Annotated in this window: 9 protein-coding genes; 2 read left to right on the top strand and 7 right to left on the bottom strand. The window is 46.3% G+C overall.

All coding sequences use genetic code 11. The features are described from left to right. Positions 1–21: 21 nt before the first annotated feature. On the bottom strand, positions 22–1,608 hold the full coding sequence (locus ACZ5KY_RS05340; protein ID WP_464242868.1) for a peptide chain release factor 3: 1,587 nt from the start codon (positions 1,606–1,608) through the stop codon (positions 22–24). A gap of 248 nt (positions 1,609–1,856) precedes the next feature. Between ACZ5KY_RS05340 and ACZ5KY_RS05335 the strand changes: the two genes are divergently transcribed. After that, entirely contained in the window at positions 1,857–4,037 is a 2,181-nt protein-coding gene (locus tag ACZ5KY_RS05335; RefSeq protein ID WP_464242867.1) for a methyl-accepting chemotaxis protein, read from the top strand. 243 nt (positions 4,038–4,280) lie between these two features. Here ACZ5KY_RS05335 and hemG read toward each other — a convergent pair whose 3' ends face one another. Continuing rightward, complete coding sequence (hemG, locus tag ACZ5KY_RS05330; RefSeq protein ID WP_464242866.1) at positions 4,281–5,687, bottom strand: protoporphyrinogen oxidase; 1,407 nt, start codon at positions 5,685–5,687, stop codon at positions 4,281–4,283. 184 nt (positions 5,688–5,871) lie between these two features. Between hemG and ACZ5KY_RS05325 the strand changes: the two genes are divergently transcribed. Continuing rightward, positions 5,872–6,756, top strand: a complete 885-nt coding sequence (locus tag ACZ5KY_RS05325; protein WP_464242865.1) for a DnaJ C-terminal domain-containing protein — start codon at positions 5,872–5,874, stop codon at positions 6,754–6,756. Between the two features lie 57 nt (positions 6,757–6,813). Here ACZ5KY_RS05325 and ACZ5KY_RS05320 read toward each other — a convergent pair whose 3' ends face one another. The 5 genes from ACZ5KY_RS05320 to hemE all read right to left on the bottom strand — a co-directional run bounded on the left by ACZ5KY_RS05320 (position 6,814) and on the right by hemE (position 11,959). Further along, entirely contained in the window at positions 6,814–7,875 is a 1,062-nt protein-coding gene (locus tag ACZ5KY_RS05320; RefSeq protein ID WP_464242864.1) for a type IV pilus twitching motility protein PilT, read from the bottom strand. A gap of 215 nt (positions 7,876–8,090) precedes the next feature. Further along, complete coding sequence (locus tag ACZ5KY_RS05315; RefSeq protein WP_464242863.1) at positions 8,091–9,473, bottom strand: type IV pilus twitching motility protein PilT; 1,383 nt, start codon at positions 9,471–9,473, stop codon at positions 8,091–8,093. 20 nt (positions 9,474–9,493) lie between these two features. Then, positions 9,494–9,862: a DUF6812 domain-containing protein gene (locus ACZ5KY_RS05310; protein WP_464242862.1), complete on the bottom strand. Its 369-nt coding sequence runs from the start codon at positions 9,860–9,862 to the stop codon at positions 9,494–9,496. Between the two features lie 15 nt (positions 9,863–9,877). Further along, positions 9,878–10,846: a ferrochelatase gene (gene hemH / locus ACZ5KY_RS05305; protein WP_464242861.1), complete on the bottom strand. Its 969-nt coding sequence runs from the start codon at positions 10,844–10,846 to the stop codon at positions 9,878–9,880. A gap of 78 nt (positions 10,847–10,924) precedes the next feature. Continuing rightward, positions 10,925–11,959, bottom strand: a complete 1,035-nt coding sequence (gene hemE / locus ACZ5KY_RS05300; protein WP_464242860.1) for a uroporphyrinogen decarboxylase — start codon at positions 11,957–11,959, stop codon at positions 10,925–10,927. Positions 11,960–11,988: the final 29 nt, after the last annotated feature.

Genomic DNA, 11,988 nt, shown 5'->3' with positions numbered 1-11,988 from the left:
ACAACTCAAAACAGATGACTCTTAGCAGTGTTCACGTGTTTTATGAAAGACAATATCGGGCCACTGATCAATGGTGTGCTGTAAACGCCATTCGCTGGAAGCCAAAAAGGTTAAATTCTCTTCGGCATCGGTGCAGACTTGCATCCGGTTTTTCTTCACAAACTCATCAAGGTGCATCTTGTTTTCACAGCTCACCCAGCGTGCCGTTGCATAAGCTACCGCTTCATACACAGCATCAACATTATATTCTGCGCGTAAACGCGACATAATAACTTCAAACTGCAACACACCCACCGCGCCAAGGATATAATCGCTGCCACTAATCGGACGAAACAGTTGCACGGCACCCTCTTCCGCCAATTGGTTCAATCCTTTATCGAGTTGCTTGGTTCGCATTGGATCTTTTAAGCGCACGCGGCGAAAGTGATCTGGAGCAAAACTCGGGATACCAACAAATTTCAGCACCTCTTTTGAGGTAAAGGTATCACCGATTTTGATCGTGCCATGGTTGTGGATACCGATAATATCCCCAGCATAGGCATCTTCAACATGGCTGCGGTCTTGCGCCATAAAGATGGTAGCATTGGCCACAGTGATCTCTTTGCCGATACGGTGGTGACGCATCTTCATGCCACGTTGGAAATGCCCAGAACAGATGCGGAAAAATGCGATCCGGTCGCGGTGAGCAGGATCCATGTTGGCCTGTATTTTAAAGACAAAACCACTGAAATCCTCCTCGTAAGGGGAGACTTCACGGGTGGTTGTTTGACGTGAGATCGGTGTCGGTGCCAATTCAACAAAAGCATCGAGCATCTCTTGAACACCAAAGTTATTGACGGCACTACCAAAGAATACTGGCGTCTGACTGCCGCTAAGGTAATCTTCGAGACAGAATGGGTTTGCCGCCCCTTCGAGTAATTCGATATCTTCACGCAACTCATCGGCCTGATCGCCCAATAATTCATCAAGGCGAGGATCATCTAAGTCATCAATAACAATCCCTGCGCTGATGCGTTCATTACTGGATGCTGAGAACAGGTGGAGTTGCTTTTTAAACAGGTTATACGTCCCCTTAAACCGTTTCCCCATACCAATAGGCCACGATAACGGTGCACATTCGATCTGAAGGGTTTCCTCAATATCTGACAGAATATCCAGCGGCGCCAATCCTTCACGGTCTAATTTATTGACAAAAGTCAGGATGGGGGTGTTACGCATCCGGCACACCTCCATCAATTTACGCGTTTGTGCTTCAACGCCTTTCGCACTATCGATTACCATCAGGGCACTATCTACAGCGGTTAGAACACGATAGGTATCTTCAGAGAAATCTTGGTGACCAGGAGTATCAAGTAGATTAATTTCATAATCACGATAATTAAACTTCATGACCGAGGAGGTCACTGAGATCCCCCTCTCTTGCTCCATCGCCATCCAGTCGCTCGTGGCATGCCGCGAGGACTTACGCGCTTTAACCGCACCTGCCATCTGAATCGCACCACCATAAAGGAGCAACTTTTCAGTGAGGGTTGTTTTACCAGCATCAGGGTGACTGATGATTCCAAAAGTGCGACGCTTATCAACTTCTTGTTGAAAGTACTTCTGCATAAAGTAGCCTATCTAATATAGTTTACAAAAAAAACAAGAACGAGTATTCTGATTTTCAGTTCTATAGGTATTTTGTGGCAAAATAGCGCAACCATCTCAGCGGGTCAACCGTTTCACTCGATTCAACAGTTTACAGAACAGTTTCACCAGCAATCCCACGTAAACAAGACGAGCAAACGCATTTTCACCCTAGATACTCATTACATAAAAAATTTTAATAAGAACTACTAACTGGAGATTAAATTACCATGCTAAAATCGATGCAAATTGGCAGAAAACTACTTCTCTCTTTTCTATGCTTAATTGTTCTAACTCTTATTGTCGGCCAAATTGGCAAATCAGGCATGAAGAGTGGCAACATTAGCATGGGCGAGATTGAATCCGTAAACAGCCTTATTGTTGAATTTAATCAAGCACGTATCAATGAAAAGGACTATACCTTTTCTCCCACCGCCGAAATTGCCACAGAACTCCGTAATCACCTAACCAACCTACAAAACACAGCTCAAACCCTGCAAAACAATCTCACCGAAGAGGACGCCATCACCCGAGTTAAAGAGGCAAGTCGTCAAGCGACAGCATACAGTGATTCGTTTGACAGCTACGCCTTGATTAGCAGCCAGCGTCAACAAAGTATGCACGAGATGAAAGCAAGCTCGAATACAGCGTTTGCAGAAATTAAAGCTCTGAAGAGTACACTCGACGAAACCCTCGACACTGTGCTCACATCTCGTGACGAGTATGATGACGATGAAGATTACGAAGACGCTTTAACCGATGTGTTAGAGCAATTCACCTACACACAAAATATCAGCCTCTTGTTCATCAACGCGCGCAAATTTGAGAAAGAACATATCATCACGAAAGATGAGAAATTCCTCAAGCGAGCGCGCCTGAGCATACAAGCGGTTCTGAACCAAATAGAAGAACTTGCCGATACCTTTGATGATGATGCCTCGATTGAGCAAGCAGTTACAACAAAGGTGACCGTTGAGGGCTACCAACAAAGTTTTGAGAATCATGCATCACAGATGGCCGAGCAGCAACAGCTGAGCCTATCGATGAACCAAGATGCCATCCAAGCTCAGGAATCATGTACTAAGGCCTTATTAGCCATTCAGGAATCAAGTAATCAACAAATGGCCACTGCTGACAAGCAGCTATTGATCATCAGCATTATTTCCGTTCTCATCGGTTTAATTTTAGCGGTACGCATCTCTCGCAGCATTGCAAATCCATTGAATCAAACAGTCAAAATGATTGAAGCTATGCAACATGGCAAGCTCAGTGATCGTCTTCGTCTTGACCGCCAAGATGAGATTGGTCAACTCGGCAGCACCATGGACCGCTTTGCTGATAATTTGCAACAAGAAGTCGTTGAGCCACTAAATGCTCTCGCTTCAGGCAATTTAAATTTTGATGTCACACCACATAGCGATCAAGACACACTGCGTACTGCGCTGAAAACACTTGGCAACGATCTCAACGAAATTATGGTTGAGATTCAGGGCGCTGGAGAACAGATTGATTCTGGCGCAAGTCAAGTCTCAGATTCAAGCCAATCACTCTCGCAAGGGGCGACGGAGCAAGCCAGCTCCCTTGAAGAGATCAGCAGTTCATTGCAAGAGGTTGCCAGCCAAACGCGACGCAATGCCGACGATGCTCTTCAGGCCAGTAAAATGACCGAACAAATGCAACAAGATGCTGAAACCAGCAATAGCCAAATGGGCCTACTTAGTACCGCCATGGTAGATATTAACGATGCGAGCAAAAGCATTTCTAAAATCATCAAGGTTATTGATGAGATCGCGTTCCAAACTAATTTGCTGGCATTGAATGCAGCGGTCGAGGCTGCACGAGCAGGACAACACGGCAAAGGGTTTGCTGTCGTTGCTGAAGAGGTTCGTAACCTTGCCGCACGAAGCGCTAAAGCGGCACAAGAGACCACTCAACTGATTGAAGGGTCTGTTGCTAAGGCAAATGCTGGAGCTAAGATTGCTGAGCGCACCGCAGAATCCTTAGCAAAAATTGTCAGCGGTGTCACTGAGGCAACAAACCTCGCGTCAGAAATCGCTAAAGCCAGCAATGAACAAGCTCAGGGGATTTCACAAATTTCAATTGGCGTGTCACAAATTGATGAAGTGACTCAACAAAATACGGCGGCCTCGGAAGAGACTGCAGCTGCGGCTGAAGAACTACGCAGTCAAGCCGATATGCTGCAACAACTATTGCAACGATTCCAATTACGTAAATCTTCTGGAAGGGGAATGATTCGCAACCAAAATGTCTCGTCACCAGCGCCAAAACCCTATCGGCCACAGCCTGCAATTGCAGCACCTGTGAACAACGCTGCGAGCACGGATAACTGGGGCGGCCAAAACGATAACCCACAAATCTCTTTAGATGATGATGAGTTCGGTAAGTTCTAAACAATAGAGTCCCTGATTAGCACTGACCTTTCGCTATCAACAAAATTTCGAGACCCCCGCGAAGGCGGGAGTCTCGTTAAACCTCTGGATACGTGCCTTTTGGGTATGACGGATTTACAGAACAGAACCCCTGCACAAGGTTGATACTAATCAGGAAATAGACCAACAGAAAAGGCCCCACACCGAAACATCGGTGTGGGGCCTTTTTATTAAGTATATGCAGCGATAAAAAGGTTCTAAACGCTATTCACTCCGAGCAATAAAGGCCATAGCTTGGCGAGCTGTTTTTTGAGCATTGCTCACGCAATCATTCAAGCCAATGCCATCATACGCATTACCCGTTAAAAACAATCCGGGAGAAACTTCCAACTCACTGCGAATCTGTTTTACCAAGTTACCATGGCCACTAACATATTGAGGTATTGCGTGTTGATGACGAAAAATTCGCATAAATTCTGGATCAACCTTAATCCCCATAATGCGTGATAGATCAGCCTGAACCAACACCTGAACTTGATCATCAGTAAAACTTGCAGCACGGGGGTTTGTTGCCCCACCCATCATCGAACGCAACAACACTTTGCCTTCAGGTGCACGATGAGGGAAAATACTCGAATCCCATAATGTCCCTAAAACCGAACAGCCCTCTTTACGAGGAATGAGATAACCAAAACCATCTAAATCACACGCAAGTTTCTCGCGATCGTAACCCAAGCAAATAACATTCATCGCAGCATAAGGTATTTTGCTTAACAACGATGACGCCTCAGTACTTATTTTTTTGACGATACCAGACAAAGCGTTTGCCGGAGCAGCACTAATCACCACATCAGCATCCAGCTGACTGCCATCACTTAGCCCTAAAACATAATTGTCAAAATATTCAATACTTTCGACAGAAACTCCGCTACAAAATTTTGCCTTAAGGCGTTGTACTACGCCATCGGAGAGTTGCTGAATACCGCCATCAAACGAGGTTAAAACACCACCCGGACCAGCAGCACTAGCGACCTGCTTCCCCGCCTTACGTTCGCGGCTTTTTTGCCGTGCCATCTTAATCATCGCCTTAAGAAGGCCACCGTATTGCTCTTCCAACTGAGCAATACGCGGGAAGCAACTTTTAACACTCATGGTTTCGGGATCACCGGCAAAGATTCCCCCAGCCATCGGTGCAATCAACTTATCGAGGGCTTCCGCACCTAAACGACGACGGCCAAAGTCGGCCAACGTTTCGTCTCGATCACCCCGTTTTGCCGCCACTGCGAGTTCACCAACAAGGCGTAACTTTCCCGGCCAACTCAACAATTTTGACGAGAAAAACATCGGTCCATTTTCAGGGAGACGGTGTAGACTATTGTCACTAAAAATAAAACGCTTTCGAGCATTATCGTTTGACCGGAGCAACGTATTATCAATCTCAAGCTCAGAACACAGATCTAATGTAGCGGGCTTATTATCAAGAAATCCGTTTGGCCCCCACTCGCATAGGTAACCTTCTTCGTTACGACTCCATATTTTTCCACCACAGCGTGACTCTTTTTCAATAATGGTAACTTGAATTTCTCGTTGTTCAGCCTTAGCTGCTTGCTCTAATGCATAAGCAGTGGTAAGACCTGAAATACCCGCACCAATAATCACAATTCGCGTCATTCGTGTTACTCCTTATATAAAACAATCAACGTACCCTGATATGCTATAAACCTATGCTATGACTATATCATTATTTATTACATAAAGGACAAAATCTATCGCAACAGCTTGACGTTATCCCCTAGCATCCCTATATTACATCCGGTACCCAGCACCATTACAAACAGCAGAAACGGGAGTTTTCATGGCAACAGATTATTATGCAACCCTCGGTGTCGATAAATCGGCATCGGATCCAGAGATAAAGAAAGCGTACCGCAAGCTTGCAGTGAAATATCATCCTGATAAAAATGCTGGCGATAAAAAGGCAGAAGAGCGTTTTAAGGAGATCAGCGAGGCGTATGCGGTACTGAGCGACTCTGAAAAGAAACAACAATATGATCAATTTGGCGATAGCGGATTTCATCAACGTTATTCTCAAGAAGATATTTTCCGCGGCGCAGATTTTGGAGACATTTTCGGTGGCGGGGGGGGCGATGATATTTTCAGCCAACTGTTTGGCGGCGGCCGAGGTGGACAAAGACGGTCTAACTACCAGCGCCAACCCGCTAAAGGTCAAGATTATGTAATGCGCTTAAACATCCCATTTCGTCAGGCGGTAAGCGGTGGCGAACGGATGGTGAACTACCAGCACAATGGTCAAACAGAGAAAATTCAAGTTCGGATTCCTGTTGGCATTGAAACGGGACAAAAATTACGTGTATCAGGCAAAGGTGGCCCAAGCCAATCAGGCGGAAAAACGGGTGATCTGCTTTTAGAAATTACGGTAGACAAAGACCTTAACTTTACTCGCGACACCAACAATCTTACGGTACAAGTCGTTGTGCCATTCACTGGGCTATGCCTCGGTGCCAGTGCAAATGTCACCACCTTGGATGGCGAAAAACGAATTAAAATTCCTGCCGGAACAAAAAATGGCAGTAAAATTCGGCTTAAAGGCCACGGTGTTCCTAAGCATGGGAAACATGCCGCGGGTGACCTCTTTGCCCAAATCATTGTCGACATTCCCAAAGAGTTAGATGATGAACAACGGCAGCTTTTAGCACAACTTAAAGAGCTGGGGCTGTAACTAAAAAAGCCCTGTTTCACTTTGAAACAGGGCTTTTCCCGTATAAAATCAAGCAACTTAAATTTCGATCTCTTTCAGAGCAAAACGGTTTTTATCCTGCGCTTTCAAATAGGCTTCCTCTTCACTAATCAACTCTTGCTTCTGATAATCCATCAGCACATCATCCATCATCTGCATCCCCAGCTTTTTTCCGCCTTGGATAATATTACGGATATTACTAATATTATTTTCGCGAATGCTGGCAGAAAGACCTGTTGTACCAATCAAAATCTCATTGGCGGCAATGCGACCACCACCCTGTTTTTTGAGTAATAATTGAGCACAAATTCCACGCAAAGAATCGGCCAGCATTGTACGGGCCATCCCTTGTTGATCTGCAGGGAACACGTCAATAATTCGGTCGATGGTTTTTACCGCAGAATTGGTGTGTAGCGTACCAAACACTAGAGTACCCATCGATGCAGCAGACAGTGCCAACGAAATGGTTTCATAATCACGCATTTCACCAACCAAAATAACATCGCAATCCTGACGACAGGCAGTGTGTAGGCCTTCACCAAATGTGCGGACATCGTCACCCACTTCACGTTGACAAAAGACACTTTTCTTATTGGGATGAACGAACTCGATTGGCTCTTCAATGGTGAGAATATAACGCGAATAGTGATCGTTGATATAATCGATAATTGCGGCGAGGGTCGTCGATTTACCGCTACCCGTTGGCCCAGTAACAAGAACAAGGCCTGAACGCAGGGCAGCAAACGACTTGAGAACTTCGGGCAGATTCAGGTCTTCGAGGGTTAAAATTTTGGTCGGGATCACCCGAAATACCGCACCGAAACCATGTAATTGGCCATAGTAATTGGCGCGAAAACGGAAGGTTTCATCTTTTTCGTAGGCAAAATCTAGATCTTTGCGTTCTAGAAACTCTGTCCAACGCTCGGGAGCACAAATCTCCTTGAGATAAGCGGTCATCTCCTGTTCAGAGATACTTGCTTCGCCCGCTAAAGGAACCATCCGCCCATGTTCACGAATTTTCGGTGGCTGCCCCTGCAACAGGTGTAAATCAGAGGCTCCGCGCTCAAGCATGAGATCAAACAATCGATCAATCTTTGCCATTTCTATCCTCCACCATGACATTAGTGCTCTGTCACCGCTAAATCTTCGAGTCTGACTTCGCCTCGCACAGCCTCTGCTGCGTTCCAAAAACCTTGAAGTGGCGTTGCCATTCCTGCGCTTTTTGCGCCTTGCATTGACTGCACGATTCTGTGTCATACCCGAATTTTCAACAATGACAGAACACTAGTGCATCACGTTTAACACTGCATTAAATACTACAACCGATCTGTCGTCGCGGCCAGCGCATCGAAACGAACCTCAAACTCTTTGAAAGGCGATTTATTGGCGGCCTCATGCCAAGCCTCAACACCTTCAATCACATCGCTCTGTACCAGTTCCTGTAATGAATCTTCCAGTTGGCACATCCCTTTATCGCGATTAATCTGCATCATGGTTGGCAACTGAAACATCCGGTCTTCGCGAATTAAATTACCGATTGCAACATTATTGAACAACACTTCAAGGGCAAGAGCACGTCCTTCGCCATCTTTACGTGGGATCAACCGTTGACAAATAATCCCACGAATCGATTCACTAATCATCGAGCGAATTTGACCTTGTTGATCAGCAGGAAAGAAATCGAGAATACGACTAATGGTTTGCGCCGCCCCAGTAGTATGTAATGACGCAAACACTAAGTGGCCTGTTTCCGCCGCAGATATCGCCAATGTCGCCGTTTCACGGTCACGTAATTCACCGATCATCATGACATCGGGATCTTCGCGTAATGCGGCGCGCAACGCGGCGGAAAAGCTTTCGGTATGCGCTCCGACCTGACGCTGACTAATATGTGATTTCTCTGGAGTAAACACATATTCAATGGGGTCTTCCATCGTAATAATATGCTCTTCACGATTTTCATTAATCAATTGAATCATTGCCGCCATAGTCGTGGTTTTTCCGCAACCACTTGGCCCCGCAATGAGGACAAGCCCTTGATGATATTCGGTCAAAGACTTAATGTTTTCCGGTAATTGTAATGACTCAAAGCTTGGTACGTGTTGATCGACAATCCGAAATGACCCATCCCAACCACGACTTTGATGAGCAAAACAACTACGATAGCGCCCTAAGCCAGGGAGGTCACAACAGGTATCCAAAGACAACGTCTCACGTAAGTGTTCCTTTTGTTGGCCATTGAGTGCACTAAATATTAATGTTTCAGCCTGTTGAGCGGTGAGGGGCGGTTGATTTAACGGGATAAGTTGGCCGTTTTTGCGCAGCAACGGAGCAGAACCCGCGTTTATATGAAGATCCGATGCACCTTCGTTACGCGCATAACCAAGATACTGTTCTAGGGTGGTAAACTGTTCAGGGGAGTGCGTGCTGGTGGCAACCACATCCTTATCTGGTTTTCCCTCAGCCTCAGCTGGGGCGGTAGGTTGCTTAACGGCAGCGGCTAACGTTTCAGTTGCCTTAAATTTGTTGCGAATGATCTCGACCTGCTCAGGCTGCACCACATTGGCACGTATAAGAAGGTCAGCCAATTCAAGTTCAGGGTGACTGACTAAATACTTTTTTGCCTGTTGCAACAACTCGTCCGTTGCTAACTTGTTATGCAGAACAACTTTTTCAACGAACTGATCAAATGCTGCCATACCACTCTCCACCTGCATGATTAATCAATATCGAGATCAAGACCCAGATTCGCTTGCTCGGATTCTGCTTCAGCATCACGTTGTTGCTGTAAAAACCATGTGCCGAGACTACCGATATCGCACCCATCGCATCCCACTTCATCGGCAGGGAGAATGATTTCTATCTCATCGCGACTGACATTTATAAAGCCAGCATGGAGTAAATTATTGCCGCTTTGGCGTTCCCACACTTGGGCCGCAGCCACTGCAATAAATTGACGCGCTTCACACACCACGTCGGTAAGTCGCGTCCCCTTCTTCACGTAGACTTTACCCACTACGCGATAATTATGAGTTAAGATCACAACTTCCATCATAGTATTCGGTTCACGACCAACACTAAGGCTCATGCTACGTACCTCCTTTTATGGCTCTATCGAGCGTTCGACCAATTTCTGTAATGCTGTAATAAACAATACACGATCATTTAAGGCTGGAACGCGACCAAACCATGTAACACCATGTTCACTCGCGTGGTCACGAAATTCGACATCGACCTCTTCAAGGGTTTCGATATGATCGGAAACAAACGATACGGGAATAACCAATAACGCCCGCTGATTGGCTCCTGCCCCTGCGATTAAATCAAGGGTATCTGGCGACATCCATGTTACAGGGCCACTACGACTTTGAAAACCAATTTGATGCTCACCGCCACCAATACGCGCCATCACCCCAGCAACGGTTTCCTCAACATGGCGTTGATACGGGTCGCCACGGTCGATAAATTTTTGCGGTAGAGCATGGGCTGAAAAAAGCAGTGTCAAACGCTCGCGTTGGTCCGCAGGCACCGTATCGAGCCCTTGCTGGACGCAATCTGCCAACGCATCGAGATAAGCGGGCCAATCATGCCATTGCTCAATATAGTGGCAACGTAGTTGTGGGTAGTGTTGGGCCACGGCACGCTTAAAATCTTTGACACTACTGCCTGTCGTCGCCCCCGTATAATGAGGATAAAGGGTTAGCACTGTCGCTTCGATAATGCCATCACTTTTAAGCTGCTTAACCACCTCATCGGCACGTGGGTTCCAGTAGCGCATGGCAACATAACCACGCCATGAATCACCCAATTGCTCGGCGGTATTCTCTGCTTGCAAACGGCTCCAATGTAACAACGGCGATTTACCACCGATACGGCGATAATTTTCACGCACTGTTTTAGCGCGAAAATAGGAGATGAGCCGCGCAAACGGTTTCTGCAACAGTGCACCAAGAGGTAGCTGAATCAAATCGCGGTCTGAAAACAGATTATAGAGAAACGGTTCCACCGCTTCAATGGAATCAGGGCCGCCCATATTTAACAAAACCAATGCTTTTGTTTTTTGCTGTTCCATCTCTCATCTTCTCCAAAAAAAAGCGATGCCGTCAAGCATCGCTTTTTTATGTACACCTTTACCGTATCAACCGTCAGCCTACTTCTGGCTTAAGCGATGAACTGCATCAACCATAAAGATTGCATTTGCAGGTGGAACAGAAGGCGTAATACCGTGACCGAGGTTGAAGATAAAACCAGGACGATCGGCATTGGCATTTAAGATACGCTGGACTTCTTTTTCAATATAATCGTGCGGTGCGAACAAGACTGAGGGATCAAGATTACCTTGAACCGCCACATCATCGCCAAGAATATCGCGAGCCTTACCAAGATCAATATGCCAATCAAGACCGATTACGTCACTACCCGCCTCTTTAACCAACTCAAGCATGGTGCCTGAATTTTTAACAAAGTAGATGATCGGTACATCTTTGCGATTCAAACTGGCGATCAATTTTTTCGTGTAAGGGAGAACGAATTTCTCGAAATCGTGTGGCGCAACCAAGCCACCCCAAGTATCAAAAATTTGAATGGTTTGCGCACCCGCCTCAATTTGCATATTGAGATAACGGACACTCATCTCGGTGATCTTTTCCATCAAGGCATGATAGAGACCTGGATCGGTGTACATCATCTTCTTGAGTGCAGCAAAATCTTTACTGCCCTGACCTTCAACCATGTAGCACGCCAAGGTAAACGGAGCACCACCAAAACCAATGAGGGGAACACGCCCTTCAAAGGCTGTGCGTAAACGCTTAATAATGGCAGGAACATAAGAAACCGCTTCAGCCATATTTTCAGGAACAATCAACGCATCGACGTCGGCTTGAGTGCGAATCGGGTTGGCGAAAACAGGGCCAGGAACAAAATCAAGGGCCATCCCCATTGGCTCAATCGGGGTGAGGATGTCAGAGAACAAGATTGCCGCATCTGCATCGAGAATATCGATGGGCTGAATCGTTACCTCAGCGGCGCGCTCAGGATCTTTACACAGATCAAGAAACGTCCCTTCGCCGCGTGCGCGAACAGCACGGTATTGTGGTAAGTAACGGCCAGCTTGGCGCATAAGCCATACAGGGACACGGTCAACAGGTTGGCCCCAACAGGCTTTGATGAAATTGTATTCTGACATAGTGGTCAATTCCTTTATCGTTAAGTTGA

Source organism: Desulfuromonas svalbardensis (genome assembly GCF_055389415.1).
Note: the sequence above shows the minus strand (reverse complement) of the source record. Positions and strands in the feature narration are given on the sequence as shown.

Excerpts from the sequence above, each read along its gene's own strand:
- ACZ5KY_RS05340 (WP_464242868.1), bottom strand. The coding sequence starts at position 1,608 with ATGCAGAAGTACTTTCAACAAGAAGTTGATAAGCGTCGCACTTTTGGA.
- ACZ5KY_RS05335 (WP_464242867.1), top strand. The coding sequence starts at position 1,857 with ATGCTAAAATCGATGCAAATTGGCAGAAAACTACTTCTCTCTTTTCTA.
- hemG (WP_464242866.1), bottom strand. The coding sequence starts at position 5,687 with ATGACGCGAATTGTGATTATTGGTGCGGGTATTTCAGGTCTTACCACT.
- ACZ5KY_RS05325 (WP_464242865.1), top strand. The coding sequence starts at position 5,872 with ATGGCAACAGATTATTATGCAACCCTCGGTGTCGATAAATCGGCATCG.
- ACZ5KY_RS05320 (WP_464242864.1), bottom strand. The coding sequence starts at position 7,875 with ATGGCAAAGATTGATCGATTGTTTGATCTCATGCTTGAGCGCGGAGCC.
- ACZ5KY_RS05315 (WP_464242863.1), bottom strand. The coding sequence starts at position 9,473 with ATGGCAGCATTTGATCAGTTCGTTGAAAAAGTTGTTCTGCATAACAAG.
- ACZ5KY_RS05310 (WP_464242862.1), bottom strand. The coding sequence starts at position 9,862 with ATGAGCCTTAGTGTTGGTCGTGAACCGAATACTATGATGGAAGTTGTG.
- hemH (WP_464242861.1), bottom strand. The coding sequence starts at position 10,846 with ATGGAACAGCAAAAAACAAAAGCATTGGTTTTGTTAAATATGGGCGGC.
- hemE (WP_464242860.1), bottom strand. The coding sequence starts at position 11,959 with ATGTCAGAATACAATTTCATCAAAGCCTGTTGGGGCCAACCTGTTGAC.